The 25,193-nt window shown below is 47.5% G+C and carries 23 protein-coding genes, 16 tRNA genes and 1 riboswitch (1 of these 40 only partly in view); of the genes, 34 read left to right on the forward strand and 5 right to left on the reverse strand.

The window, feature by feature from the left end:
- From ACW5MY_RS04590 to thiC, 18 genes are all read left to right on the forward strand, one after another.
- Positions 1-80 (forward strand) — tRNA-Ser (locus ACW5MY_RS04590); it begins 11 nt to the left of the window's first position.
- Between the two features lie 35 nt (positions 81-115).
- Positions 116-187, forward strand: a tRNA-Glu gene (locus ACW5MY_RS04595).
- 10 nt (positions 188-197) lie between these two features.
- A tRNA-Val gene (locus tag ACW5MY_RS04600) sits at positions 198-273 on the forward strand.
- Positions 274-280: 7 nt separating this feature from the next.
- Positions 281-357, forward strand: a tRNA-Met gene (locus ACW5MY_RS04605).
- Positions 358-368: 11 nt separating this feature from the next.
- Positions 369-445, forward strand: a tRNA-Asp gene (locus ACW5MY_RS04610).
- Between the two features lie 12 nt (positions 446-457).
- A tRNA-Phe gene (locus ACW5MY_RS04615) sits at positions 458-533 on the forward strand.
- A 3-nt stretch (positions 534-536) separates the two neighbouring features.
- Positions 537-609 (forward strand) — tRNA-Thr (locus ACW5MY_RS04620).
- A gap of 11 nt (positions 610-620) precedes the next feature.
- Positions 621-705: transfer RNA gene (locus tag ACW5MY_RS04625), tRNA-Tyr, on the forward strand.
- 10 nt (positions 706-715) lie between these two features.
- A tRNA-Trp gene (locus ACW5MY_RS04630) sits at positions 716-789 on the forward strand.
- A 29-nt stretch (positions 790-818) separates the two neighbouring features.
- Positions 819-894 (forward strand) — tRNA-His (locus tag ACW5MY_RS04635).
- 9 nt (positions 895-903) lie between these two features.
- Positions 904-975 (forward strand) — tRNA-Gln (locus ACW5MY_RS04640).
- A 50-nt stretch (positions 976-1,025) separates the two neighbouring features.
- Positions 1,026-1,100 (forward strand) — tRNA-Gly (locus ACW5MY_RS04645).
- Between the two features lie 6 nt (positions 1,101-1,106).
- A tRNA-Cys gene (locus ACW5MY_RS04650) sits at positions 1,107-1,177 on the forward strand.
- A gap of 7 nt (positions 1,178-1,184) precedes the next feature.
- Positions 1,185-1,273, forward strand: a tRNA-Leu gene (locus ACW5MY_RS04655).
- Between the two features lie 242 nt (positions 1,274-1,515).
- Positions 1,516-1,597, forward strand: a tRNA-Leu gene (locus tag ACW5MY_RS04660).
- Between the two features lie 125 nt (positions 1,598-1,722).
- Complete coding sequence (locus tag ACW5MY_RS04665; protein ID WP_014469936.1) at positions 1,723-3,300, forward strand: Na+/H+ antiporter NhaC family protein; 1,578 nt, start codon at positions 1,723-1,725, stop codon at positions 3,298-3,300.
- Positions 3,301-3,380: 80 nt separating this feature from the next.
- Positions 3,381-4,079 carry a Type 1 glutamine amidotransferase-like domain-containing protein gene (locus ACW5MY_RS04670; RefSeq protein WP_014471629.1) on the forward strand — a complete coding sequence of 233 codons (699 nt, stop codon included), beginning with the start codon at positions 3,381-3,383 and terminating at the stop codon, positions 4,077-4,079.
- Between the two features lie 49 nt (positions 4,080-4,128).
- A riboswitch (TPP riboswitch) is annotated at positions 4,129-4,239 on the forward strand.
- Positions 4,240-4,358: 119 nt separating this feature from the next.
- A complete protein-coding gene (thiC, locus tag ACW5MY_RS04675; protein WP_289394229.1) occupies positions 4,359-6,131 on the forward strand; it encodes a phosphomethylpyrimidine synthase ThiC in 1,773 nt (590 codons plus the stop codon).
- Between the two features lie 40 nt (positions 6,132-6,171).
- Here the strand turns inward: thiC and ACW5MY_RS04680 are convergent, their stop codons facing one another.
- Positions 6,172-7,527: an FAD-binding oxidoreductase gene (locus ACW5MY_RS04680; protein ID WP_462061686.1), complete on the reverse strand. Its 1,356-nt coding sequence runs from the start codon at positions 7,525-7,527 to the stop codon at positions 6,172-6,174.
- A gap of 254 nt (positions 7,528-7,781) precedes the next feature.
- On the opposite strand from ACW5MY_RS04680, the gene ACW5MY_RS04685 reads away from it, so the two are divergent.
- The 6 genes from ACW5MY_RS04685 to ACW5MY_RS04710 all read left to right on the forward strand — a co-directional run bounded on the left by ACW5MY_RS04685 (position 7,782) and on the right by ACW5MY_RS04710 (position 13,577).
- On the forward strand, positions 7,782-7,967 hold the full coding sequence (locus ACW5MY_RS04685; protein ID WP_065980997.1) for an FbpB family small basic protein: 186 nt from the start codon (positions 7,782-7,784) through the stop codon (positions 7,965-7,967).
- Complete coding sequence (locus ACW5MY_RS04690) at positions 7,964-9,691, forward strand: ABC transporter substrate-binding protein (RefSeq protein WP_289394230.1); 1,728 nt, start codon at positions 7,964-7,966, stop codon at positions 9,689-9,691. Before ACW5MY_RS04685 ends, ACW5MY_RS04690 begins: the two co-directional genes overlap by 4 nt.
- 69 nt (positions 9,692-9,760) lie before the next feature.
- A complete protein-coding gene (locus tag ACW5MY_RS04695) occupies positions 9,761-10,717 on the forward strand; it encodes an ABC transporter permease (RefSeq protein WP_013351594.1) in 957 nt (318 codons plus the stop codon).
- 13 nt (positions 10,718-10,730) lie between these two features.
- On the forward strand, positions 10,731-11,636 hold the full coding sequence (opp4C, locus tag ACW5MY_RS04700; protein WP_013351595.1) for an oligopeptide ABC transporter permease: 906 nt from the start codon (positions 10,731-10,733) through the stop codon (positions 11,634-11,636).
- Entirely contained in the window at positions 11,633-12,619 is a 987-nt protein-coding gene (locus ACW5MY_RS04705; protein WP_013351596.1) for an ABC transporter ATP-binding protein, read from the forward strand. Before opp4C ends, ACW5MY_RS04705 begins: the two co-directional genes overlap by 4 nt.
- The gene (locus ACW5MY_RS04710; protein ID WP_013351597.1) at positions 12,612-13,577 is read left to right on the forward strand and encodes an ABC transporter ATP-binding protein; all 966 of its coding nucleotides are present in this window, start codon (positions 12,612-12,614) and stop codon (positions 13,575-13,577) included. Before ACW5MY_RS04705 ends, ACW5MY_RS04710 begins: the two co-directional genes overlap by 8 nt.
- A gap of 71 nt (positions 13,578-13,648) precedes the next feature.
- Here ACW5MY_RS04710 and katA read toward each other — a convergent pair whose 3' ends face one another.
- A complete protein-coding gene (gene katA / locus ACW5MY_RS04715; RefSeq protein ID WP_289394231.1) occupies positions 13,649-15,094 on the reverse strand; it encodes a catalase KatA in 1,446 nt (481 codons plus the stop codon).
- A 258-nt stretch (positions 15,095-15,352) separates the two neighbouring features.
- On the opposite strand from katA, the gene ACW5MY_RS04720 reads away from it, so the two are divergent.
- From ACW5MY_RS04720 to rpsN, 7 genes are all read left to right on the forward strand, one after another.
- Positions 15,353-16,288: an amidohydrolase family protein gene (locus ACW5MY_RS04720; protein ID WP_013351599.1), complete on the forward strand. Its 936-nt coding sequence runs from the start codon at positions 15,353-15,355 to the stop codon at positions 16,286-16,288.
- Between the two features lie 221 nt (positions 16,289-16,509).
- Positions 16,510-17,277, forward strand: coding sequence for an ABC transporter ATP-binding protein (locus tag ACW5MY_RS04725; RefSeq protein WP_013351600.1), 768 nt, complete (start codon positions 16,510-16,512; stop codon positions 17,275-17,277).
- A 15-nt stretch (positions 17,278-17,292) separates the two neighbouring features.
- Positions 17,293-18,282: an aliphatic sulfonate ABC transporter substrate-binding protein gene (locus ACW5MY_RS04730; protein WP_014469938.1), complete on the forward strand. Its 990-nt coding sequence runs from the start codon at positions 17,293-17,295 to the stop codon at positions 18,280-18,282.
- Positions 18,279-19,115 carry an ABC transporter permease gene (locus ACW5MY_RS04735; RefSeq protein WP_088030491.1) on the forward strand — a complete coding sequence of 279 codons (837 nt, stop codon included), beginning with the start codon at positions 18,279-18,281 and terminating at the stop codon, positions 19,113-19,115. Before ACW5MY_RS04730 ends, ACW5MY_RS04735 begins: the two co-directional genes overlap by 4 nt.
- Before the next feature lie 23 nt (positions 19,116-19,138).
- The gene (gene ssuD, locus ACW5MY_RS04740; protein ID WP_289394232.1) at positions 19,139-20,275 is read left to right on the forward strand and encodes an FMNH2-dependent alkanesulfonate monooxygenase; all 1,137 of its coding nucleotides are present in this window, start codon (positions 19,139-19,141) and stop codon (positions 20,273-20,275) included.
- A 59-nt stretch (positions 20,276-20,334) separates the two neighbouring features.
- Entirely contained in the window at positions 20,335-20,916 is a 582-nt protein-coding gene (locus tag ACW5MY_RS04745; protein ID WP_013351604.1) for a hypothetical protein, read from the forward strand.
- Between the two features lie 103 nt (positions 20,917-21,019).
- Positions 21,020-21,289 (forward strand): 30S ribosomal protein S14, encoded by a 270-nt coding sequence (gene rpsN / locus ACW5MY_RS04750; protein ID WP_013351605.1) that lies wholly within the window; start codon positions 21,020-21,022, stop codon positions 21,287-21,289.
- Positions 21,290-21,309: 20 nt separating this feature from the next.
- On the opposite strand, the gene ACW5MY_RS04755 is transcribed toward rpsN, so the two are convergent.
- Both ACW5MY_RS04755 and ACW5MY_RS04760 read right to left on the reverse strand, forming a co-directional pair.
- A complete protein-coding gene (locus ACW5MY_RS04755; RefSeq protein ID WP_013351606.1) occupies positions 21,310-21,777 on the reverse strand; it encodes a hypothetical protein in 468 nt (155 codons plus the stop codon).
- Positions 21,774-21,977 (reverse strand): helix-turn-helix transcriptional regulator, encoded by a 204-nt coding sequence (locus ACW5MY_RS04760; protein WP_014469942.1) that lies wholly within the window; start codon positions 21,975-21,977, stop codon positions 21,774-21,776. The genes ACW5MY_RS04755 and ACW5MY_RS04760 overlap by 4 nt, the downstream gene beginning before the upstream one ends.
- A 188-nt stretch (positions 21,978-22,165) precedes the next feature.
- On the opposite strand from ACW5MY_RS04760, the gene ACW5MY_RS04765 reads away from it, so the two are divergent.
- Positions 22,166-22,239, forward strand: a tRNA-Gly gene (locus ACW5MY_RS04765).
- 90 nt (positions 22,240-22,329) lie between these two features.
- Here the strand turns inward: ACW5MY_RS04765 and ACW5MY_RS04770 are convergent.
- Complete coding sequence (locus ACW5MY_RS04770) at positions 22,330-22,953, reverse strand: hypothetical protein (protein ID WP_013351608.1); 624 nt, start codon at positions 22,951-22,953, stop codon at positions 22,330-22,332.
- A gap of 84 nt (positions 22,954-23,037) precedes the next feature.
- On the opposite strand from ACW5MY_RS04770, the gene queG reads away from it, so the two are divergent.
- Complete coding sequence (gene queG, locus ACW5MY_RS04775) at positions 23,038-24,198, forward strand: tRNA epoxyqueuosine(34) reductase QueG (protein WP_289394233.1); 1,161 nt, start codon at positions 23,038-23,040, stop codon at positions 24,196-24,198.
- A 76-nt stretch (positions 24,199-24,274) separates the two neighbouring features.
- Positions 24,275-25,186, forward strand: a complete 912-nt coding sequence (locus ACW5MY_RS04780; RefSeq protein WP_038463192.1) for an amidase domain-containing protein — start codon at positions 24,275-24,277, stop codon at positions 25,184-25,186.
- Positions 25,187-25,193: the final 7 nt, after the last annotated feature.

Raw genomic sequence — 25,193 nt, forward strand, 5'->3', positions numbered from 1 at the left:
CGAGTGGCCGAAGGAGCACGATTGGAAATCGTGTAGGCGGTAACCCCGTCTCAAGGGTTCGAATCCCTTGCTCTCCGCCACTAATTATTAATACATAACAAATGAAAAATACCAGGGCCCGTTGGTCAAGCGGTTAAGACACCGCCCTTTCACGGCGGTAACACGGGTTCGAATCCCGTACGGGTCACTTATATGATGGAGGATTAGCTCAGCTGGGAGAGCATCTGCCTTACAAGCAGAGGGTCGGCGGTTCGAGCCCGTCATCCTCCACCATTATCATCGCGGGGTGGAGCAGTTCGGTAGCTCGTCGGGCTCATAACCCGAAGGTCGCAGGTTCAAATCCTGCCCCCGCAACCAAAAATAAAAATGGTCCGGTAGTTCAGTTGGTTAGAATGCCTGCCTGTCACGCAGGAGGTCGCGGGTTCGAGTCCCGTCCGGACCGCCATTTATAAAAAAAGGCTCGGTAGCTCAGTTGGTAGAGCAACGGACTGAAAATCCGTGTGTCGGCGGTTCGATTCCGTCCCGAGCCACCATTTGCCGGTCTAGCTCAATTGGTAGAGCAACTGACTTGTAATCAGTAGGTTGGGGGTTCAAGTCCTCTGGCCGGCACTCTAAATGATGGAGGGGTAGCGAAGTGGCTAAACGCGGCGGACTGTAAATCCGCTCCCTCAGGGTTCGGCAGTTCGAATCTGCCCCCCTCCACCATCTTATCAATAGGGGCATAGTTTAACGGTAGAACAGAGGTCTCCAAAACCTCCGGTGTGGGTTCGATTCCTACTGCCCCTGCCACTATATTTTTTACTCATCTTCAGATTATGGCGGTTGTGGCGAAGTGGTTAACGCACCAGATTGTGGCTCTGGCACTCGTGGGTTCGATTCCCATCAATCGCCCCATATTATCATTGGGCTATAGCCAAGCGGTAAGGCAACGGACTTTGACTCCGTCATGCGTTGGTTCGAATCCAGCTAGCCCAGTTGCATTTTTTAAATAACTGCATAAGATGTATTGAGTTCTTGTGTATACTGCGGAAGTAGTTCAGTGGTAGAACATCACCTTGCCAAGGTGGGGGTCGCGGGTTCGAATCCCGTCTTCCGCTCCAAATTACGGCGGCATAGCCAAGTGGTAAGGCAGAGGTCTGCAAAACCTTTATCCCCGGTTCGAATCCGGGTGTCGCCTTTCTTTTGCCGGGGTGGTGGAATTGGCAGACACACAGGACTTAAAATCCTGCGGTAGGTGACTACCGTGCCGGTTCAAGTCCGGCCCTCGGCACCAATTTAACTTTGGACGAATCATGTTAAATTGGTCATCAAACTTCACATTATAAAACACATATGAGAGTGATTTGCATATTGCAGATCACTTTTTTTATAATAAAAACGTAAAGACTATAAATATAGGTATCTCCTTATTTCGTGTGTATACAGCATTACCATCAAAAAAACTTTACTAAAACCGTTGACACTTTATAAAATGCATGTTATATTTATATACGTCGGTTGAACACGACATTACATGCCGGTGTGGCGGAATTGGCAGACGCGCACGACTCAAAATCGTGTTCCTTCTGGAGTGCCGGTTCGACCCCGGCCACCGGTATACAAAGGCTTCTACATAATGTAGAAGCCTTTTTTGTTGTATAAAAACATGATACACCTGCGGATTGTATAAATCCGTATTTTTCAAAGATACTAACAAAAAGTTCTTTGAAAGAGGTGTTTTTTATGGAAGGTACTTGGGCTTGCCTTATCCCATTTATTCTGGTCATTCCTATTTCAATCATTACAAAGCAAGTACAGTCCGGTCTGTTTGTCGGTTTACTGGTCGGAAGTTATCTTTTACATCCGAGCTTGCTTGGCGGGATTGAGCATATGGTTCATTATTTGATCAGCAACATTGTCGTAATCAATAATATTAGAATCATTGTTTTTCTATATTCATTTGCCGGCCTTGTGGGGATTATAAAGTTAACCGGCGGGATAAAAGGGTTCGTCCATTTGATCAGTAAAAAGGTTAAAACCAAAAAAGGCGCGATGCTGCTTGCATGGCTGTCGACATTTGGCACATTCAGCGAACCGGACTTTCGCATCGTTACAATTGCGCCGATCATGAAAGCGATAAGCAAGCGTCTGGACCTGTCAAAACAGAAAATTGCGTATGCTATTGAGTTTACGGCAAACCCGGTCATTGCCTTGATTCCGGTAGCAACGGCATTTGTCGGGTACATGGTTTCCATTATCGGACAGGCCCTCAAAACGTCAGGGATAGATCAGCCGGCTTACACGGTCTATGTGAAAAGTATTCCCTTCAATTTTTTCTCCATTGTGATTATTTTAGTCGGTATTTATTACTGCTTTTTTAAGAAACAAAAAGAGGATGAAAGCTTGGAAAAAACAGAACGGAACAGACAAATTCCTTCTCGGGAACATAGTAAACATACGGAACCGATTCCGCAGAACAGCGGTGTATTGCTTTCAAAAGGCTCCGGCTCATTTAACATGGAAACAGGGACGATCCCGGATATTCACGGAGGACATACGGGGATGTTCGAAAAGAGCGGGGATGTACATGCTGACCAGCAGGAGGAGTTAGATTCGGCGCACCGTGCTTATATTAAGGAAACACCGATTCGGCCGTGGAATTTAATCATTCCAATCGGGCTGTTTTTACTGTTAACACTGTTTCTCAGCTGGTGGGACGGCCATTCAAAAGCACAAGGGTTTTTGAATGCTTTTATCAAAAGCGATATGCTTGGCGTCATGTTAACCGCTTTATTGGCAGCGGTTATTGCAGCATTTGCTCTTTTTATGTTTCAGCGTTTTCACGCAAGCGAGCTTGTGACGCATTTTATTAAGGGCGGAAACGAATTGGTAAACGTTATAATTATGTTATCGCTGATTTGGGCCGTAACAGCAGTATCTGAGGATCTGGGTTTTTCGAAATATGTTACTTCTCATTTAACGTCATGGATCCCACATATGTTTATTGCGCCATCTCTTTTCATACTTGGAGCGGTTATATCCTATTTTATCGGATCATCCTGGGGGACTTGGGGGCTTTTAATGCCGCTCGGCGTGACGCTGGCGGTTCAGTCGCATACCAGCTTATTATTAGCGATTGGGGCCGTTTTTGCCAGCGGAACATTTGGAGCGTTTGCTTCCCCTCTCAGTGATAATACGGTGACAACCTGTACGGTTTTGGGGATCGATGTTGTGAAGTATGCCCGTTCGAAGCTTGTTCCGGCGCTTATCGCTGCAGGGATCTCCGTTGTTTTATACGGTGTCTTTTCATTTTTCAGATAACAAAGAAATAATTTGAAGGCGGCATCCGGAATGGGATAACGCCTTTTTAAGTTATACTTGAGAAAAAAGAGGTGAGGACGATGAAGCAGATTATTGCATTGGGCGGCGGGGGGTTTTCCATGGAGCCGGATCATCTTGTGCTGGATCAATATATTTTGGAGCAGTCGGTGAGATCAGAGCCGAGAGTTTGTTTTTTGCCGACGGCAAGCGGAGATTCGGAGAATTATATCGCCAGGTTTTATCAGGCCTTTCATAAGCTGGAGTGTGAGCCGGATCACTTGTCGCTGTTTAAACCGCCTCGTTCTGACCTCAGATCTTTTCTCATGAAGAAGGATATTATATATGTCGGCGGCGGCAATACCCGTAATATGCTTGTCTTATGGAAAGAGTGGGGGCTTGACCTTATTCTTCGTGAGGCTTGGGAAAGCGGCATCATCTTGGCAGGTCTCAGCGCCGGGGCGATTTGCTGGTTTGAAGAAGGTGTGACGGATTCAGCGGGAGATTTGAGAGAGCTGCGGGCTTTAGGGTTTTTGCCGGGCAGCTTTTGTCCTCACTATAACGGAGAGGCGGAGCGCAGACCGGCGTATCACCGTCTGATTTCAGAAAAGAAACTCCGGGAGGGCTATGCCGCTGATGACGGCGCTGCGCTGCATTATAAAGACGGTCAGCTGTTCCAAGCTGTCTCTTCCTGGAAAACGGCAAAGGGGTATCGGGTTTTTGATACCGAAGAAGGCGTTAGGGAAACAGAGCTTAAGACCGTTTCGTTATCTGAATTTTAATAATATACTTTTTTTTGTATGCAACTTATGTTACGATGAAACCGAAATTCATAGTTACTGGGGGTGCCCGTCTGAGCGGGCTGAGAGAGAAGCGGCGGCTTCTTAACCCTTTGGACCTGATCTGGTTCGTACCAGCGTGGGGAAGTAAAGGTTTTATTATTGTTGATGAAACAATAATAGTTTCTTTCTGACTGCAAAACCGGGTTCTATAGAGAACCCGGTTTTTTGTGCTGGTGCTGAGCTTGGTTCTGTTATTCAAATGATAAAGGAGAGATTTGTATGCAAAATCAATCAGTACAGCAAGCGAACATTTCTATTATGTCGAGTTTTTCAGGCAGTAAAAAGGTTTATGTTAAGGGTTCTTCGCCTGACATACGAGTGCCGATGCGTGAAATCAGCCTCAGTGCAACAACGGGGGCGTTCGGTGAAGAGGAGAATCCGCCGGTCCGTGTTTATGATACGAGCGGACCGTATACAGACCCGGATGTACAGATTCATATTCATGAAGGCCTGAGGCCGCTCCGCACAGAGTGGATAACCGGGCGCGGCGATACAGAGGAATATGCCGGAAGGACTGTGAAGCCTGAGGATAACGGCTATAAAAAAGAAGATCATACTGCCGAATACCCCGGTTTACAGCGGAAGCCGCGGCGGGCCAAGGCAGGGAAAAACATAACACAATTACATTATGCGAGAAAGGGCATTATTACGCCGGAAATGGAGTTTATCGCAATACGCGAGCATGTTTCTCCCGAATTTGTCAGGGAAGAGGTGGCGAGCGGCCGGGCGATTATTCCTTCTAACGTCAACCATCCGGAAAGCGAGCCGATGATTATCGGCCGGAATTTTCATGTGAAAATCAATGCAAATATCGGCAACTCGGCTGTTACATCTTCTATCGAAGAAGAAGTCGAAAAAATGACGTGGGCGATTCGCTGGGGCGCCGATACGATGATGGACTTATCGACGGGAAAAGACATTCATACGACACGTGAATGGATCATCCGCAATTCCCCCGTGCCTGTGGGGACGGTGCCGATTTATCAGGCGCTTGAAAAAGTAAATGGCGCTGCCGAGGATTTAACGTGGGAAATTTATCGTGACACACTGATTGAGCAGGCGGAGCAGGGCGTGGATTATTTCACCATCCATGCCGGCGTATTGCTTCGTTACGTCCCGTTAACGGCCAAACGCACGACGGGGATCGTCTCCCGCGGCGGGGCGATTATGGCGCAATGGTGCCTTGCTCATCATCAGGAAAGCTTTCTGTACACGCATTTTGAAGAAATCTGTGAAATCATGAAGACATATGATATTGCTTTTTCTCTTGGTGACGGGCTGCGTCCCGGTTCGATTGCGGATGCCAATGATGAAGCGCAATTTGCTGAATTGGAGACTCTCGGAGAATTGACGGAAATCGCATGGACGCATGATGTGCAAGTGATGATTGAAGGACCGGGCCATGTGCCGTTGCATAAAATTAAGGAAAACATGGACAAGCAGCTGGAAATTTGTAAAGAGGCACCTTTTTACACGCTCGGGCCATTAACGACTGATATTGCTCCGGGTTATGACCACATAACTTCTGCGATCGGCGCGGCGATGATCGGCTGGTACGGGACGGCGATGCTTTGTTATGTCACGCCGAAGGAGCATTTGGGACTGCCGAATCGTGATGATGTAAGAGAGGGAGTCATTACGTATAAAATTGCGGCACATGCCGCAGACCTTGCCAAAGGGCATCCGGGTGCTCAGATCCGTGATGACGCTCTGTCTAAGGCGCGGTTTGAATTCCGGTGGCGCGATCAATTTCATTTGTCGCTTGATCCTGAAAGAGCAATGGAATATCATGATGAAACGCTGCCGGCTGAAGGCGCAAAAACGGCTCATTTCTGTTCGATGTGCGGTCCGAAGTTCTGCAGCATGAGAATTTCTCAGGATATTCGCGATTATGCGAAAGAAAACGGTCTGACTGAAGACGAGGCCGTCAATGAAGGATTGAAGAAAAAAGCAAAAGAGTTTGCAGAAAAGGGAAGCCGTTTATATCAATAAAAAGAAAAGATGAAGATGGAGTGTGTCCATCTTCATCTTTTTAGAAAAACGGTGACCGGCGAAGCGGCGGAATGCTCTGCTCAAAGCGGAATACGTTTTCCGGGTCATACTCCGTTTTGACTTGACGGAGGCGGTCAACATTTCTTCCGTAATATGTTCGCAGCCAGTTTCTGATGTCTATATCAGGCCAATTCACGTAATCCCCCATCGTTTCTCTTGAAAGAGACGTTCTCAGCCCTTCGATCCAGCGGACGTTTTGTCTTTCCTCTTCAGGAGACGTCCAGTTTGTTATATATTCCTGAGCAATGATTGCATTGCGATAGTAGAATGCCGTTTGATCCGGAGCGATCCGTGCGGCCGCCCCGCCGAGAGATTGCTGCCAGACACTGGCGTTTTTATTCGGAGCGTGCTGCAAGTAGTATTTTAAAGCGGAAATTGCGCGTGTTGACAATGGTTTTTCAATAAAGGATCCTGACCGCTTCATCTTTTGCGGCTCATTGCCTCCCGGGCTGTTAAAAAAGGCTGCCGCTCTAATAAACGGAACTGTCTTGACCATGCCGCTTGTCGGGTTTCCCGCTTTCATTAACGGAGCCAGCAGTTCTTTCAGCTCATCTTTTGTCCCGATAAATTGGCCGAGCGCTTCTATGCGGTTGACTTCCTTAGGCCAAAACTGAATTGATGAAGTAAGGCGGTTATCTGTAAAAAGAGCCCAGTTCTGCCACGTATTAAATACTCCATCGAAATCATCCCAGCCCCAAGTGACAGAAAAAACAGTCACGTACGAAATCGGCACGGCTTTAAACATCATGGATGTGACAATGCCGAAGTTGCCTCCGCCTCCGCCCTGAGACGCCCAAAATAAATCAGAGTGCTTTGCGCGGTTGACTGTGATCAATTCGGCACCCTCTTTTTCGTCTGCTATGATCATCTCGAGCTGGAGGAGACGATCGCAAGTAAGGCCGGCAGACCTTGTTAAATATCCGATTCCTCCCCCAAGCGTCAGCCCCGTGATTCCCACATTTGCGATGGTTCCCGCGGGAAGAGTCAAGCCGTACCGCCAGAGTGTCCGGTACACATCTCCCAATTCGGCACCCGCTTCAATCGAGACCAGCCGCTTATCCTTATCTACCCTTATTTTCTTCATTTCACTGAGATCAATGACAAGCCCGTTATTTAACAGGGAAAAATTCTCGTAGCTGTGTCTTCCGCCTCTGATCCGGAAAGGTACGTTATTCTCACGCGCCCATTTCAGCGCATTGACGGCATCATGTTTGTTTTGGCAAAACACAATGATGTCTGGATATCGCTGCAGGCTTAAGTTGATATTGGTTCTTGCTTCGTTATAGTCCGGATCATCCCTTCTGACGATGCGCCCGGTCAATGTTGTCTTTTCCATACTCTCACTCTCTTTCACTCGTAATCTGCTATTTTTTCTAACATATGCGGAAAAATAAGAGAGTGTATGAGGAAAACCCCCGGGAGGAAACGTTATTTAAAATTATAGTTGACAGGTAGGGATTGTATGAATTAACATAATCATTACATATTTCCAAACTATGGCTGATCGGATCACCGAAGGCCCTTATCTTGTAAACAGATAAGGGCCTTTTTTGCGTAAAAGCCATTGAATGAAAAGCGGAGGGATGAAAAGTGGCGTTACAAAAGGCAACACAAGTGCGCAAAAAGAGTAAAAAGCGAAAAAAGTACAGAAAACACACATTGAATTTCGAACTGCTTGTAGAGAAAAACAAACGGGAGATTATGAGGAATCAAGAACAGATGGAGCAGATTTATATAAAGATAGATGAAAAGCATGCGGGGGTCCGATCAAAATGAAGAGGAACACATTGAAGATAAAAACAACGGGCATCTTACTCGCGTCGTCTGTAGCCTTCATGTTATCAGGGTGCGCGTTAGGAAGTGCCGGAGAAGAAGCATCTTCTGCAATGGATAAAAAGGAAGAAACACGTATCGCCCATGTCAAAACAAAAGAATTCAAAGCTTCTCATCCTGAGGCGCTTCCCGCAAAATCGAAAGCCAGAACCGACACTTTTGTTGCGGGGATATCCGCGCCGGGCGGGGTATTTCTGCCGTACTTTTATGAAAACGGCTGGGACGGAAATGCGACAGATCCTATTTTTGAACCGTTAGTCAAACTGGATAAAACGGGGAAGCCCGCACCGGCTCTTGCGGAAAGCTGGAAGATTTCCAAAGATCAGCTTACCTACACGTTCCGTCTAAGAAAAAATCTCGTTTTCAGCGACGGTTCGCCGCTGACCGCAAAGGATGTCGCATTCACTTTAACATTGCTGCATGATCCCGCATACGCGGGCTATGAAGATATCACCACGGCTTATATTAAAGGCGGTAAGGCTTATAAAGAAGGAAAAGCAAAGACGATAGAGGGCATTCATGTCCTTGATGACAGAACCATTAAAATCACGACCGAGAAAGTCAGTGCGAAGTCGCTGCTTCTTTTGGGAGGGCAGGTGCTGTCAGAAGCCTACTACGGAAAGAATTATCAATTCGGCAAACTGGATTATTTAAAAGAGCTTTATGCCAAACCGCTCGGAGCGGGGCCTTATCAATTTACAGAATACCTTCCGGGACAGGAAATACGCTATCAGGCCAATGAACACTATTATTCCGGAAAACCGAAAACAGAAAAGCTGATTTATAAAATTATCGATCCGTCAACTTCCCTTCAGCTGTTTGAAACGGGTGACCTTGATTACGCTTCTTTTTCACCTGATGATGATACGGTTGAGCATTTAAAAAGCCTCGGTTTTGCGAATATCAGCGTATCTGTCGTGAATGATTACGGGCTTGTGTACGTCAATCATAAGCGTCCGCCTTTACAAGACAAGAAAGTGTCCCAAGCGCTTATTTACGGGCTAGACCGTCAAAAAATCGTCGATGTCCGCTTTAAACGCTACGGAGAGGTCGCAAATGTGCCGGTGTCTCCGGTTTCGTGGGCTTATGATGACAAAGGTGTCAATCCGTACACGTTTAACCCGGAAAAAGCCAAGAAGCTTCTCGATGAAGCAGGCTGGAAAACGGGAAAAGACGGCGTGCGTGAAAAAAACGGCAAAAAGCTTGAAATCAGCTATTACACCTCTAAAGCGGATGATGATTTCATCCCGATCGCGAAAGAAAATTATGCGGACATCGGAATCTCATTAAAACCGGAAGTGATGGATTTTAATACAGAGGTAGCGAAAATAAATGATAAACAGTATGATCTTGCCGCCGTCTCCACATCGCAGATTCTTGATCCGAATGACACGGTGGAAAAGCTGGCTTCCGGCCATCCCAATAATGTGACGGGATATTCCAATCCGAAAGCGGACCGGCTGATAGAGGAAGGGGCCGGCACGCTTGATATCAGCAAAAGAAAAGAGATTTATCACCAGCTGTATCGGGAGCTCGGGGAGAATCCGCCTTACATCCTGATCCATTACCGTCAAAGCGCAAGGGCTGTCAGCGGAAAAATAAAAGGGCTTGAGCCTGACAATTATTCGGGAATCAGTTCAAGTCTCTCAAAGGTCTCAATTCAATAAAAACAATTAGGCAAAATACCCGGTGCATCCTGGGTATTTTGCCCTTTCAGCGGAAGGGGGAGGCTTTTTGTGAAACGGTATGCCGCAGAACGATTCATACAAATGCTTGTGATCTTATTCGGTACGTCCTTTATTATTTTTTTCTTATTCGCCATGCTGCCGGGCGATTATATTGATTCGAATGTAAACTTGACTCCGGAAAGAGCGAAGGAGCTAAAAGCGCTTTACGGCCTGGATCAGCCGATTTGGCGGCGTTATGTGACGTGGCTCGGCAATGTGTTCAGCGGAGATTTGGGGTTTTCTTTGAAGTATCAGGAAAACGTCCTGTCGCTGCTTCAGAAATATGTCTGGAATTCGTTTTTTGTCGCGTTTCTGGCTTTGCTTATCACATGGTCTGCCGCGATGATAACGGGTGTCATATCCGCTGTCAGGAAATACTCATGGTTTGACGGGATCGTAACGTTTCTTGTTTTTGCTTCCATGGCATTCCCGTCTTTTTTTATCAGCCTTCTGTTTATTAAATGGTTTGGAGTGGATTTAAAAATACTGCCCGTCGGAGGGATGATTGATACCGGAAGCACGAGTTCTGGTTTTTCTTACGTGCTTGAAGCCGCCAGGCATATGATTCTCCCGGTTGTGATTTTATCTATGCTCGGCATCGGCTCGCTGACAAGATATTTCCGCTCCGGGATGCTTGATGTGATCAGGCAGGATTATATCAGAACGGCGCGGGCGAAGGGGTTGAAAGAGCGCACTGTCATTTGGAAGCATGCGTTGAAAAATGCGCTCATTCCGGCTGTCACCCTGCTTGCTTTTGAACTGCCGGGATTGTTTTCCGGGGCCATCATTATTGAACAGATTTTCGGGTGGCCGGGTGTCGGCCGTATTCAGCTGGAATCTGTGCATTATCGGGACTACCCGGTTTTGATGGCGTTTACCTTGTTTTTGTCTTGTTTAACGATTGTTGGGAACTTCTTGGCGGATATCGCTTATGCCGCGATTGATCCGCGAGTCAGGCTGAAATAGGGGGGATTCACGGATGAAAATACAGAAAGGGACGCCGCCTTCGCTTTGGAAGCAGACGTACCGCCGCCTGCTGCATCATAAGCTGACGGTCATCAGTCTTCTGTTCTTATGTTTTATGTTTTTATTGTGTTTTATCGGGCCGTCTTTTTCTCCGTACATAACAGATCGGACGGATATTTCTAATGCCAATCAGCATCCCGGGATTCATCATTGGCTGGGGACCGACCAGTACGGGAGAGATGTGCTGACGAGGCTGATGCTGGCGGGGCAGATTTCTCTGACCGTGGGGCTTGCTTCAATGGTGCTGTCACTTGTCATCGGCTCTTTGCTCGGAGCAGCGGCCGGATTTTATCGGGGAGCCGCTGATATGATCATTATGCGCATTGCTGATATGCTCATGTCTATCCCAGGTCTGCCGCTGCTTTTGATTTTAGCTGCGGTGATGTCGGAATGGAAAGTGCCTTCTGAATACAGAATGTACTTGATTATGATGATGTTAAGTCTGATCGGGTGGCCCAGTCTGGCGCGGCTTGTGCGCGGACAGATTTTGTCGCTGAAGGAGCAGCCGTTTATGATGGCCGCGGAAGTTCTGGGGCTTAGTGATAGACGAAAAATCCTCTATCATTTGCTTCCCAATACATTGCCGTTATTACTGGTAGCCGCGACTTTGCATGTGGCGGGAGCGATGCTGAGTGAATCGGCGCTGAGTTTTCTCGGGCTTGGCGTTGCTCCGCCGACTCCTTCCTGGGGAAACATGATGGAAGCGGCGAATAATTTTATGGATTTTACACTCCGTCCGTGGCTGTGGATTCCCCCGGGAACGGCCATTTTTTTGACCGTTGTGGCGATTCATCTGCTTGGAGACGGTTTAAGAGATGCTTTTGATCCTAAAGTAAAACGGCAGGTGAAAGTGAAATGAAAAAACCGCTTTTAGAAGTGAGGCATTTGGAAACGGCTTTTTATACAGAGGAAGGCACAGTAAAGGCCGTGGATGATGTCAGCTTTACGATTCATGAGGAGGAAACGGTTTGTATTGTAGGGGAATCCGGCTGCGGGAAAAGCATGGCGTCATTGTCCATTATGCAGCTTATTCCCGAGACGGGGAGAATCGAACGGGGAGCGGTGCATTTTTCCGGAAGAAACCTGTTGGAGCTGAAACCAAAAGAAATGCAGAAAATCCGCGGCTGCGAAATCGGTATGATTTTTCAGGAGCCGATGACCTCTTTGAATCCGGTGTTTACGATCGGTGAGCAGCTGACTGAACCTATACGCGAACATTTATTGCTGAGTAAGAAAGAGGCGTGGCGGAAGGCAGTCGAACTGATCACGTTAGTCGAAATCCCTCATGCTGAGCAGGTCATGCACCGATATCCCCATGAGCTGAGCGGCGGTATGCTGCAGCGCATTATGACGGCTGTCGCGCTCAGCTGCGATCCGAAACTGATCATTGCAGATGAGCCGACGACGGCGCTTGACGTAACCATTCAGGCGCAGATATTGGATTTATTGCGGGATGTGAAAAAGCAATTTCACACGTCTATTTTATTCATTACCCATGACCTTGGCGTGGTTGCCGAAATGGCTGATTATGTGATTGTCATGTATGCGGGAAAAATTGTGGAGGAAGGACCGGTTGCGGAGATGTTTTCCGATCCGAAGCATCCGTATACGAAAGGGCTGCTCGCGGCAAAACCGGTCATCGGTCAACGAAGGGAGACGCTGTACACCATCCCGGGGCAGGTCCCTGAGCTTGCGGATCTGTCCGGATCATCTTGTTATTTTGCGGAGCGATGTGAACACAGCACGGAAATATGCCGGAGATCGAGCCCGCATTTTACTGAATTTGGGAAAGGACATCAGGCGGCGTGCTGGCTTTACAGAGAGGAGAAAGCAGATGAGTGATGTGTTGCTGGAGGTCAAGGGACTGAAAAAATATTATGAGGAACAAGGGGGAATGAGAAAGACTCATAAAAAACCCGTAAAAGCGGTCGACGGCGTCAGTTTTACGATAGGAAAGGGAGAAGTGTTCGGCCTGGCGGGAGAATCGGGCAGCGGTAAGTCATCAATCGGAAAAACGATTTTAAGGCTTCATGAGAAAACAGGGGGAGAAGTGTTTTTTCAGGGACGTGATGTGTTCCAGATGAATCGGCGCGAGCTGAAAACATTCAGATCGGAAGCACAGTTCATTTTCCAAGACCCCTTCAGTTCTTTAAACCCGCGGCGCCGGATCGGAGAAGCCATCGGCGAAGCGATGATCGAGCATCAGTTGGCGGTGAAGCGGAACGCGCGTGATAAAGCGGCGGAGGTTCTTGAAGCCTGCGGTCTTTCCGCAAACTTGATCGACCGTTATCCGCACGAATTTTCCGGAGGGCAGCGGCAGCGGATCGTGATTGCTAGAGCGATGGCGCTTGAGCCGCAATTTATCATTATGGATGAACCCGTGGCGGCGCTGGATGTGTCCATTCAGGCGCAGATGATCAATTTGTTCAGCAGCCTTCAAAAACAGCACGGGCTGTCATATTTGTTCATTTCCCACGATTTAAGCGTGGTGGAGCACTTATGTACAAAGGTCGCCATTATGTATTTAGGGACGATTGTGGAATACGCATCAAAGGAAGAGCTTTTTTCAAGACCGCTTCACCCTTATACAATAGCACTGTTATCAGCCGTGCCTGTTCCTGATCCCGGAGCAAAAAGGGAGCGGGTGATGTTAAAGGGCGATATTCCGAGCCCCGCTGATCCGCCCTCAGGCTGTAAATTCCGAACGAGGTGTCCGGCCGCCAAGAAGATATGTGCCGAAAAAAGTCCGCCGCTTTCCGAGAAAGGGCTTCATCATTTTGCGGCATGCCACTTTGTGTAATTGAGAAAAAACGGGTTTTGTTGATAATAAACAGGAAAAACCTGCCGGACAGACCGGCAGGTTTCTTGATGTTATTTTGGTAAGGGCAGTCCGAGTCCTTCGGCAACGCGTCTGCCGTATTCAGGATCAGCCTTGTAGAAGTGGCCGATTTGGCGCAGCTTAATTTCTTCTTTTTCCACAGGTTCCATCGCACTGACGATATTGGCGACAAGGCGTGCGCGTTCCTCCTCGCTCATCAGGCGGTACAGGTCGCCGGCTTGTGTGTAATGATCATGATGATCATAGCTTACACTGTCTGCCAAAACTGATACAGGGTATGCCGCCTGTTTATCCTCAGGTGATTCTTTCGGTCCTCCGAAGCTGTTAGGCTCGTAATAGACGGAGCGGCCGCCGTTATCGTCAAAACGCATTTGTCCGTCACGCTGATAGTTTTTCACTTCATTGCGGGAACGGTTGATCGGCAGCGCCTGATGGTTTGCGCCGACACGGTAGCGATGTGCGTCATGATATGCGAACAATCGGCCTTGAAGCATTTTGTCAGGTGAGACGTCGATGCCCGGGACTAATGTTCCGGGAGAGAATGTCGCCTGTTCTACTTCAGCAAAGTAATTTTCCGGATTGCGGTCCAGAACCATGCGGCCGACTTCAATTAGCGGATAGTCTTTTTGAGACCATACTTTTGTGACATCAAACGGATCAAAGCGGTATGTGTTTGCGTCTTCTAACGGCATGATTTGAACATATAATTTCCATGCGGGGAAATCGCCGTTTTCAATCGCATTGAATAAATCTTCCGTATGGTAATCAGGATTTTCGCCCGCGAGTTTTGCGGCTGTATTGACATCAAGGTTTTTCACGCCTTGTTCTGTTTTAAAGTGATATTTAATCCAGACGCCTTCGCCTTTATCATTTGTCCATTTAAATGTATGGCTTCCGAATCCGTGCATATGGCGAAGGGTTGCCGGAATGCCCCGGTCTGACATCAGAATGGTTACCTGGTGCAGTGATTCCGGTGACAGAGACCAGAAATCCCAAACGGCCGTCGGGTTTTTCAGATGTGTTCTCGGATCTCTTTTTTGTGTATGGATAAAGTCAGGGAACTTGATGGCATCACGGATGAAGAATACTGGCGTATTGTTTCCGACGATGTCGTAGTTTCCGTCTTCTGTATAAAACTTAACGGCAAATCCGCGCGGGTCGCGCACTGTGTCACTAGAGCCCAGTTCGCCTGCAACGGTTGAGAAACGGATAAAGAGCGGTGTGCGTTTACCGACTTCTGACAGAAATGCGGCTTTCGTATATTTTGTCACGTCATTTGTGACTTCAAAATAACCGTGTGCCCCCGCGCCTTTTGCGTGAACGACACGCTCTGGAACGCGTTCTCTGTTAAAGTGCGCCAATTTCTCAAGCAGATGGACGTCTTGTATTAAAGTGGGGCCGCGATCGCCGGCCGTTATTGAGTTTTGGTTATCTCCCACAGGAGCGCCCCAGCTGGTTGTTAATTTATTTGAACTCATGTGATCACCTCTTTAGATTTATAAAAATATAATATCACCTATCAATAAAAAGTCAATATTATTTTATAATAATTATAAAATAATTATTTGTATTATCGAAATAAGGAATTTGAGTTTTGAAAGCTTGCTTGACTGACAGGAATAATAGGTTTAAGATGAGAAAAAATAGCAACCGCTGACTTGGACACAAGAGGCTCTTATTCTTCATGGGATAAGGGCCTTTTTTCATTGTCAGGCGGTAAGGGAGGCGGCGATTGTATGCTTTTCCGGCAGCATTTTAAACCTGTCGATATTCACGGTCATCTGCCGTACAGCCTTTATTTCGGCAAAAACGATAAAACATTTTCCGATTATAACCAAGAGCGTTCAGACAGAATGAATCTTACCTGGGATTTTCCTGATCCGCGTGATGCTGATGGCGATGACGGAGAAACCCCTTTGATGACAAAGTGGGAGAATGAATTAAATAAGTACGGCATCGATGTGCTGAATTTTTTAACAGCGGAGAGCAATGACCGGATGGCGGCGTTTATTCAAGCCAATCCCGCGAAATTTACCGGATTTGCATATCACCCTTTGGAGCGGGAGGATGCGTATGAAGAGCTGAAAAGAGCGGTTGAAGAGCTCGGTTTGAGAGGGTATAAACTGTTCGGTCCGCTGACAGACATCGATTTTCATGATCCTTCGCTGAAAAAGCTTTGGACGTATTTGGCTGATAAAAGGCTGCCTGTACTCATTCACTTCGGGCTTTTAGGAAGGGCCGGGGGCATTGTCAGCCACCGCAACATCAATCCGCTCTCCATCTATCGCGTCGCGAGAGAGTATGCTGATATCCCGTTCATCATTCCGCATTTCGGCGCCGGATATTATCAGGAACTGCTTCAGCTGTGCTGGAGCTGCCCGAATGTGTATATTGACACGTCCGGTTCAAACCAGTGGATGAGGTGGATGCCGTATCCGCTTGATTTGGAAATTCTGTTTCGGAAGACATCCGAATTAATCGGTGCTGAACGCATTATCTTCGGGACGGATTCAAACGGTTTTCCGCGGGGATATGTATACAGATATCTTCAGGAGCAAGTCAGGACCTGCCGGGAAATCAATATGCGGGAAGAAGATATAGAAAAAATTTTCGGAAACAATGCGCGAACATTATTGAAAATCGCCCGGCCGCAAAAGGAAGTAAATACGTGATACAGCTGATGCGCTCTTTGGCAGGTAAATGCCGGAGAGCGTATTTTAATTCATACAAAAAACAGTTGACAAGTCGGAATAATTTGAATTAACATGATATTCAAATTTAAAAACAAACGGGCAGCCGATCGGACCGCCGAAGGCTCCCATCTCTACAAGCAATTGGAGATGGGAGCCTTTTTGTTTTTCGAGCGATGCGGCAGAAAAAGAGGGGAAGACAGATGGCTGTAACCATCAGCATACAAGAAAAAGCATTTGAGCATGAAGGCCGGAAAACACCGGTGCTGAATGATATTGAACTGTCAATTGCATCGGGAGAATTTTTGACTGTGATCGGGCCGAGCGGATGCGGCAAAAGCACGCTTTTAAAATTGATTGCCGGGCTTGATACCGATTATGAAGGCTCTGTCACAATAAACGGCCGCGATGTGTCGGGACCGGGCATCCGGCAGGGATTTATCTTTCAGGAGCATCGGCTGTTTCCCTGGCTGACGGTAAAACAAAACATTGCTGCCGACCTCAATATCAACGACCCGGCCGTTCGTCAAAAAGTGGATGATCTGATTGAGGTTGTCAGGCTGCAGGGAGCGGAGAACGCTTATCCGCGCGAACTATCCGGCGGCATGTCGCAGCGGGTCGCCATCGCCAGAGCCCTGTTGCGTGAGCCGGAGGTGCTGCTTTTAGATGAACCGTTCGGAGCGCTTGACGCCTTTACGAGAAAACATTTGCAGGATGTGCTGCTTGATATATGGCGCGAGAAAAAAACGACGATGATTCTGGTCACGCATGATATTGATGAATCCGTTTATTTAGGCGATAAGCTGGCGATTCTCAAGGCAAAGCCCGGCCGGCTGCACAGTCTGATGCCGATTCAGCTTCCGCATCCGCGCAATCGTACGTCAGCTGATTTTCAGGACGTCAGGCAGAAGGTGCTTTCTGAGTTTGAGAAAACGGAAGACCTCCGGTTTGCGGATGGATCTGGAATATAGAAGGGACGAAGCGAAGTGAAAAAAACCATTATTCTTTTAGCCGCAGCAGTCATGATGTTAACCGGATGCAGTGCCCACGGAGCGGGAGGGAGCGGGAAAACGGTGAAAGAAATCCGGATCGGCATCCAGCAGAGTTTAAGCCCGCTTCTCATTGCAAAGGAAAAGGGCTGGTTTGAAGAGGCCTTCAAAAAAGACGGAATAAAGGTAAAATGGGTCGAATTCCAAAGCGGTCCCCCGCAATTCGAAGGTCTTGCCGCCGATAAGCTTGATTTTTCTCAGGTCGGCAACTCACCGGTCATTTCCGGTCAAGCGGCAGGAATTGATTTTAAAGAGATCGGGCTGTCTCAGGACGGGTTAAAAGCAAACGGCATTCTTGTAAACAAAGACAGCGGGATTCAGAGCCTGCAAGAATTAAAGGGGAAAAAAATCGCCGTAGCCAAAGGCAGCAGCGGCTTTGATTTTCTCTATAAAGCGTTGGATAAAGCCGGACTTTCCGCCGATGACGTCACCATCATCCAGCTTCAGCCTGATGAGGCGGTTTCCGCTTTCGAAAACAAATCAGTTGATGCGTGGTCCATTTGGGAACCGTATTTGTCGATTGAGACGCTGCAGCACGGCGCGGAAATGTTGGCGAACGGAGAAAGCACAGATTTATATTCTCCCGGTTTCACGTTAGTCAGAACGGGATTTTCCAAAGAGCACCCGGATGGGGTTGTCCGTTTTCTGAAAGTGTTCAATAAGGCAGTTACATGGCAAAAGGAACATAAAGATGAAGCTGTCTCCTTATATGCGAAAATCAAAAATCTTGATCCATCAGTCGTAAGAAACGTGCTCAACAATACTGAGCCTCTCAATGAACCGATCAATGATGATATAGTCAAAGCCCAGCAGGAAACCGCGGATTTTCAATATCAGACAAAGGCGATTCAAAAGAAAATTGATGTAAAGGACGTTGTCGACAATTCATTTATCCAAAAGGCGCTTAAAACGGGGGGCGGTAAATAATGAAAGCAGAAGCATCAACGGCTGCCGGCGCAATAAGCCAATCAGAAAAGAAAGCTCCGGCAAAGCCCCGGCGGTATTCATATCAATGGATGAAAGGGGTTGTACTCCCGGCTGCGGTCATCGCAGTATGGCAGTTTATCGCAAGTCTGGGCATCGTCTCAGCCACGGTGCTCCCGTCACCTGTCATCATTTTGCAGACTTTTCAGGAACTTCTTCTGTCAGGAGAGCTTTGGGGTCATTTAGAGATCAGCTTATACCGGGCGGCTGCCGGATTTCTGCTTGGTGCTGGCCTCGGACTTGTTTTCGGGCTGCTGGTCGGTTTCTCAAAACGGACGGAAGCCTATCTTGATCCGTCTCTGCAAATGCTCAGAACTGTTCCGCACTTGGCTGTGACTCCGCTGTTTATTTTGTGGTTCGGATTTGATGAGACTTCAAAAATTCTGCTGATCGCATTGGGGGCTTTTTTCCCCGTGTATATTAATACGTTTCTCGGCATCCGCGGTGTGGACGCGAAGCTGTTTGATGTCGCAAGGGTGCTGGAATTTAACTGGTATCAGCAGATGACGAAATTGATTCTTCCGGCTTCCCTGCCGAATATACTGCTCGGCATCAGGCTCTCTCTCGGTATTGCGTGGCTCGGTCTTGTGGTGGCGGAACTTATGGGATCGAGTGAGGGCGTCGGCTATATGATTATGGATGCGAGACAATTTTCACAGACAAATAAGGTGTTTGTCGGCATTATCATTTTTGCGGCTGTCGGCAAGCTGACAGATGCGCTGGTCAGAATGCTCGAACGGAAACTCTTAAAATGGCGGAACAGTTATGAAGGATAACCGATAAAAAAGGAGAGATTCATATGGAAATTCTTTGGTTTATTCCGACGCATGGAGACGGCCGGTATTTAGGGACGCAAACGGGAGGTAGAACGGCGGATCATCTTTATTTTAAGCAAGTGGCGCAGGCGGCAGACAGACTCGGATATACGGGGGTTCTTTTGCCGACGGGGAGGTCATGTGAAGACCCGTGGCTGACGGCTGCGGCTTTAGCGGGAGAAACGAGGGATTTAAAATTTTTAGTGGCGGTCCGCCCGGGATTGATGCAGCCATCTGTCGCCGCGAGAATGGCGTCGACAATGGACCGGCTCTCAGACGGCCGTTTGCTCGTAAATGTCGTAGCGGGCGGAGACCCTTATGAACTGGCGGGAGACGGCATGTTTATCAGTCACGATGAACGTTATAAGGCGACTGAAGAATTTTTGACCGTCTGGCGCGGACTCATGCGGGGCGAAACGGTGACATATGAAGGGGACCATATTAAAGTGGAAAACAGCAATCTGCTGTTTTCGCCAAAACAGACACCGCATCCCCCATTATATTTCGGCGGTTCATCACAAGCGGGAATTGAGGCTGCGGTGAAACATACAGATGTGTATTTAACATGGGGGGAGCCGCCGGAGCAGGTAAAAGAAAAGATTGAAACCGTTAAAAAACAGGCCGCCAAAGAAGGAAGGACGATGCGTTTTGGCATCAGGCTTCACGTGATTGTCCGGGAGACAGAAGAAGAGGCATGGGAAGCAGCTGAACGATTAATCAGCCATTTAGACGAAGAGACGATTGCGAAAGCGCAGGCTACGCTGCGACGCGCTGATTCTTCAGGACAAAAACGGATGGCCGATCTTCATAACGGTGACCGGACGAAGCTTGAGATCAGCCCGAATCTCTGGGCCGGCATCGGGCTGGTCAGAGGCGGAGCGGGCACGGCGCTTGTCGGTGACCCGCAGACCGTCGCTGATCGTATTTTAGAGTATCAGGCACTCGGCATTGAGTCGTTCATCTTTTCTGGCTACCCGCATCTGGAAGAAGCTTATTATCTGGCTGAGCTTGTTTTTCCGCTTCTGCCGTTTCAGAATGAGCGGACTAAAAAACTTGAGCACCGACTGGGCGAAGCAATGGGCAACGACCATTTTGCGAGAGGGAACAAAGCGACGGTCTGAATAAACAAATGCCTCTTTTTTCTGATAATGTTACAATCATCAAAAAGAGGTGTTTTTTGGTGAAGGTATTCAATTGGGCGGCAGCGTGCTGTCTGCTGGCAGGATTAACGGCATGCGGACATTCCAATGGCATGCAGATAAAAGAAGCTGATTTATCAAAGACAGAGAAATACAGAATGGAAATTGCCTCGTCAGAAAGCGGAGCGGCAGTAGTGACAGGTGTCACAAAAGACTTGGCGGCCGCACAGATGTATATTGAACATTACCAAAACGGAAAACTGACGGATAAAGCAGGGCCGATTCAATCAGATTACAGCGGCGATGCGAATAAACCAAAAGAATTGCAATTCATCTGTTACACGGACCGAGAAGACAAAGGGAAACAGGAAAAAGACAAGGTTCGTTTCGGTATCGCCGATGATAGCGGGAAAGTCTCGGCAGACGCTGTTTTTACCCGGAATCAGGGAGATGACAGAGCGTCCGTGTTTATTTCCTCTGCCGAGTCAGTGACTTATGGGGAACCAGTATTGATTGGCGCGAGTGTGAAGAATTCAGGAGAGCACGTCAAAATGTCACGAGATAAGAAGATGCTGATCAGCCATTCTGACGCATTACTCTATTATGTGAAGCTGAACAAGTAGGCTTCGCGGAGGCCCGTCTTCTTTATGCCGGAAGCTTGCTTTATAAACATACAGATGATACTATTAAAGCGATATGATTACGATTTGTAAAAGGAGTGCTGAAATGGCTAAAAGATCAAAAGCGGTCAAAGAACTCAAGCGGCAGAAGCTTGTTGAACAATATGCGGACATCAGAAGAGAATTAAAGGCAAAAGGAGACTGGGAAGCGTTGAGCAAACTGCCGCGTGATTCTGCTCCGGCCAGGCTTCATAACCGCTGTGCGGTGACGGGTCGGCCCCGCGGATATATGAGGAAATTTAAATTGTCCAGAATTGCATTCAGGGAGCTGGCCCATAAAGGCCGGATTCCCGGGGTGAAAAAAGCGAGCTGGTAATATAAAAAACTCCGGGTCTGTTACGAACCGGAGTTTTTGCCATGCCTATGAAAAGTGAAAACATAAGCCAAATGCTGAATCATCATCAGTATGAAAATCAAAAGAATCGGAAAAAAGGGAAGATGCGGCTGAATAAGCGGATAAAACAAAAGCAGAACGGCTGCGGCGGGTAATGAGAAGTAAACGGCGATATACGAGGAACGGCATGCTTTTGCCGTCATCATCCGTTCTCTCTCATCCTGCTCTTCAAATTCGTCGGGCACAAGCCTGTGCTGTTTGCCGTTCCGTTTTTTCTTTTCAGCATAGATATACAGTGCGGCACAAACGGAAAACAGCAGAAACGGAGTGATATTCAGCTCAAATGAACCGCTCCCTTCCGTTTGGAAAAACTGAGCGATCTGCGGTATTGCTTCCATAAAAGAAATCAGCGTCCAGCAGGACAATCCGTAGAGAGCAAGGTGAAAACACGCTTTGCTTTTTAAACTCATTTTTTCTCCTCCTCCAGCCAGAATACTTCCTCCATCGTCAGGGAGAAAGCCCGGCAGATGTTAAGCGCCAATAAGAGTGAAGGCACATAATCTCCTTTTTCAATCGCTGCAATCGTCTGTCTGGTGGCTCCGGCTTCTTTTCCGAGCGTTTCCTGAGAATAGCCGTATCTGGCTCTCAGCTCTTTTACTTTATTTTTCATCATCAGACGTACCTCAAGTTTTCTTCTTTTTCATATTGTATGAGATTCTTAACAAAATGTAAACTCAACTTAACATGTGGACAAAAAAAGAATTTTTTTCGACAAATTTTTTAACATTCCCTTGACGAAAAATAAATAAACATGTAACATTAGAAACATCAAATCGGTACTGAAAAAATAATTTTGATGCGGGTGTAGTTTAGTGGTAAAACCTCAGCCTTCCAAGCTGATGTCGTGAGTTCGATTCTCATCACCCGCTCCATACATACGTTATTAACGCAGTGTTTCGTTTCTCTGATAAACGAAGTATTGCGTTTTTTTATGTGAAAAAAGACACGAAAGGCGTGTCTTTTTATGAAAGCCAAGAGACGGTATGGGTGCCTCCGTGAATTTGTTCAAACATATTGGTTAAGGATGATAACAGCTCTTCGGCCGCTTCGGCGTGAAACGAAGGCGGGAAAAAGATCAGCTGCAGCATTTTTTTCGTATCGGACGTAACGGGGCGGGTATTGATATGTCCGGTAAGGCTGCCGAAAACGCCGTCCGGGCCGGAGAAGGCCAGTACGTCTTCTTTTTCTCCGATCGTAATGGAAATCGGTTCATCGATGTCTGGGGCATCATACGCCATGATGGGCAATGAATATTTCAAGGAGAAAAAAAGTATGGTATCATGGGCTGAATTCACACTTTCGACGAATCGTTCCCGGGAAATATCGCCGAGCATAAGTTCCATCGGCGTTTTTTGTCCAGAAAAGGCGGGGCTGAGCTGTTCCATTATACGCGCCCATTCTTTCACAAAAGGCTGTTCATCTATGCCGCCGTCTGCATAATCAAAGTAAAGCGATTCTTGAAATAAACGGAGGCGGCCTTTCAGCATTTGCGGGGCGGGCCCGACTTCGATCTGTTCATATAATACGGCTGCCGCTTTGATCCCCGGCACCCGTTCAGCAATAAGAGGATCTAAACTGATGTTCAATTGTGTTCACTCCATTCCGGGATGATAAAACTCTATTATACCCGGGCTGGAGCCTGATCACAAAGAAAGGAGGCTGTGCAAAAAATGAATATCCATAAACTGAAAGAGGAATTAATCGAATACGCCAAAAGCATCGGAGTCGACAAAATCGGGTTTACGACGGCTGATACATTCGACAGTCTGAGGGACCGGCTGATTCTTCAGGAATCACTCGGCTATTTATCCGGCTTTGAAGAACCGGATATTGAAAAACGGGTCACACCGTCTTTGCTTCTGCCGAAAGCCAAATCGATCGTCGCCATCGCCCTTGCCTATCCTTCCAAAATGAAAGATGCGCCAAGGAGCACGAGGGACGGCCGGCGCGGCATTTTTTGCAGAGCTTCCTGGGGAAAGGATTATCATGACGTTCTGCGGGAAAAGCTTGATCTGCTGGAGAATTTTCTTCAAAGCAAACATGAAGATATCCGCACCAAGTCAATGGTGGATACAGGAGAATTGTCCGACAGGGCCGTGGCTGAACGGGCGGGAATCGGCTTCAGCGCCAAAAACTGCATGATCACCACACCTGAATACGGCTCTTACGTATATCTGGCTGAGATGATCACAAATCTGCCTTTTGAACCGGATGTGCCGATTGAAGATATGTGCGGCTCATGCACGAAATGTTTAGACGCATGCCCGACCGGCGCACTCGTCAATCCCGGACAGCTTAACGCCCAGCGCTGTATTTCATTCCTTACCCAGACAAAGGGATTTTTGCCGGATGAGTTCCGCACGAAAATCGGAAACCGTCTGTATGGCTGTGACACGTGCCAGACGGTCTGTCCGATTAATAAAGGGAAAGATTTTCATCTTCATCCGCAGATGGAGCCCGACCCGGAAATCGCAAAGCCGCTGTTAAAGCCGCTTTTGACCATAAGCAACCGTGAATTCAAAGAAAAATTCGGACATGTATCAGGCTCATGGCGCGGCAAGAAGCCGATTCAGCGGAATGCCATTTTGGCATTGGCCCATTTCAAAGATGCATCGTCTCTTCCTGAATTAACGACCTTGATGCACCAAGACCCGCGCCCTGTCATCAGGGGAACGGCCGCTTGGGCCATCGGGAAAATCGGTGATCAGGAATATGCAGCGGAATTAGAAAAAGCGCTTTATAAAGAGCAGGATGAGGAAGCCATACAGGAAATTAAAAAGGGACTGGAACTGCTATCGGTTTCTGATAAGACTAAAACCGGCCAGTCCTGACATATGTATAGAGAAAAAGCACTTGGCCGGAGTTCAAGTGTTTTTTCTTTATAAAAAAGTATGGTGGGTGGAGCGCTTGAAGCATATTATTGAAGATTTAGCGGAGGCCCGGCTTCATTATTTAGTCAACGGAACCGAGATGAGGCAGAATGGACCGGCCGGCGATCTTGAAGCCCTGACGAGAAAAAAAGAGCTGCTTGAAAAACGGAAAGTTGACATCGTTAAAGCGAAGGCGAAAGCCGTCATTGTCAACAGCAGTCTTGAGGACGACGGCACGTTATGCGTATTGTACACGATTCATTTCGAATATTTGTGCAAGGAGCAGGACGGACATCTTTATTTAGAAGAGCAGATTGAGGAACGGACTGCATTTCTCTATGATCAGCTGCTGATTAAAGATCGGGAAGTAAAGAAAAAACCGGCTGGATTTTCTGACGGAAACAGCGTAATCGAATATGAGCGGAGTGAACGGGAAGATTTCGGGAGGGCATTTCAATACGACCGTCTGGCTGCCGTTCAGTACGCGGAAAAGTTTTGGAATAAACGAAACCCCGCTTATAAAAATTTCAGCGACAATTGCACAAATTTTATTTCGCAATGTTTGCATGCCGGAAAAGCGCCGATGCGCGGGCATCCGAACAGAGGCTCAGGCTGGTGGATGAAGCAAAGTTCATGGAGCTACAGCTGGACGGTCGCGCATTCCATGAAGATGTATCTGGCTCAATCAAAGGCCGGTCTTCGCGCGGTGCAGGTGTCAAGCGCCGAAGAACTGATGCCCGGGGATGTGATTTGCTATGATTTTGAAGGAGACGGCCGTTTTAATCATACGACGATTGTCGTCGCAAAAGATAAAAGCAATATGCCGCTTGTCAATGCCCAAACGTATGACAGCAGAATGAGATATTGGTCATATGAGGATTCAACGGCGTATACTCCTTCCATCAGATATGCGTTTTTTCATATTACGGATGATACGACAAAAGAGTAATTAATGA

It is taken from the genome of Bacillus sp. Bwzl_19, from assembly GCF_054900515.1.

Coding starts and splice junctions, on each gene's coding strand:
- ACW5MY_RS04710 (WP_013351597.1), top strand. CDS start 12,612: ATGAGTGATGTGTTGCTGGAGGTCAAGGGACTGAAAAAATATTATGAG.
- rpsN (WP_013351605.1), top strand. CDS start 21,020: ATGGCTAAAAGATCAAAAGCGGTCAAAGAACTCAAGCGGCAGAAGCTT.
- ssuD (WP_289394232.1), top strand. CDS start 19,139: ATGGAAATTCTTTGGTTTATTCCGACGCATGGAGACGGCCGGTATTTA.
- queG (WP_289394233.1), top strand. CDS start 23,038: ATGAATATCCATAAACTGAAAGAGGAATTAATCGAATACGCCAAAAGC.
- ACW5MY_RS04705 (WP_013351596.1), top strand. CDS start 11,633: ATGAAAAAACCGCTTTTAGAAGTGAGGCATTTGGAAACGGCTTTTTAT.
- ACW5MY_RS04665 (WP_014469936.1), top strand. CDS start 1,723: ATGGAAGGTACTTGGGCTTGCCTTATCCCATTTATTCTGGTCATTCCT.
- thiC (WP_289394229.1), top strand. CDS start 4,359: ATGCAAAATCAATCAGTACAGCAAGCGAACATTTCTATTATGTCGAGT.
- ACW5MY_RS04680 (WP_462061686.1), bottom strand. CDS start 7,527: ATGGAAAAGACAACATTGACCGGGCGCATCGTCAGAAGGGATGATCCG.
- ACW5MY_RS04760 (WP_014469942.1), bottom strand. CDS start 21,977: ATGAAAAATAAAGTAAAAGAGCTGAGAGCCAGATACGGCTATTCTCAG.
- ACW5MY_RS04690 (WP_289394230.1), top strand. CDS start 7,964: ATGAAGAGGAACACATTGAAGATAAAAACAACGGGCATCTTACTCGCG.
- ACW5MY_RS04670 (WP_014471629.1), top strand. CDS start 3,381: ATGAAGCAGATTATTGCATTGGGCGGCGGGGGGTTTTCCATGGAGCCG.
- katA (WP_289394231.1), bottom strand. CDS start 15,094: ATGAGTTCAAATAAATTAACAACCAGCTGGGGCGCTCCTGTGGGAGAT.
- opp4C (WP_013351595.1), top strand. CDS start 10,731: ATGAAAATACAGAAAGGGACGCCGCCTTCGCTTTGGAAGCAGACGTAC.
- ACW5MY_RS04725 (WP_013351600.1), top strand. CDS start 16,510: ATGGCTGTAACCATCAGCATACAAGAAAAAGCATTTGAGCATGAAGGC.
- ACW5MY_RS04755 (WP_013351606.1), bottom strand. CDS start 21,777: ATGAGTTTAAAAAGCAAAGCGTGTTTTCACCTTGCTCTCTACGGATTG.
- ACW5MY_RS04720 (WP_013351599.1), top strand. CDS start 15,353: ATGCTTTTCCGGCAGCATTTTAAACCTGTCGATATTCACGGTCATCTG.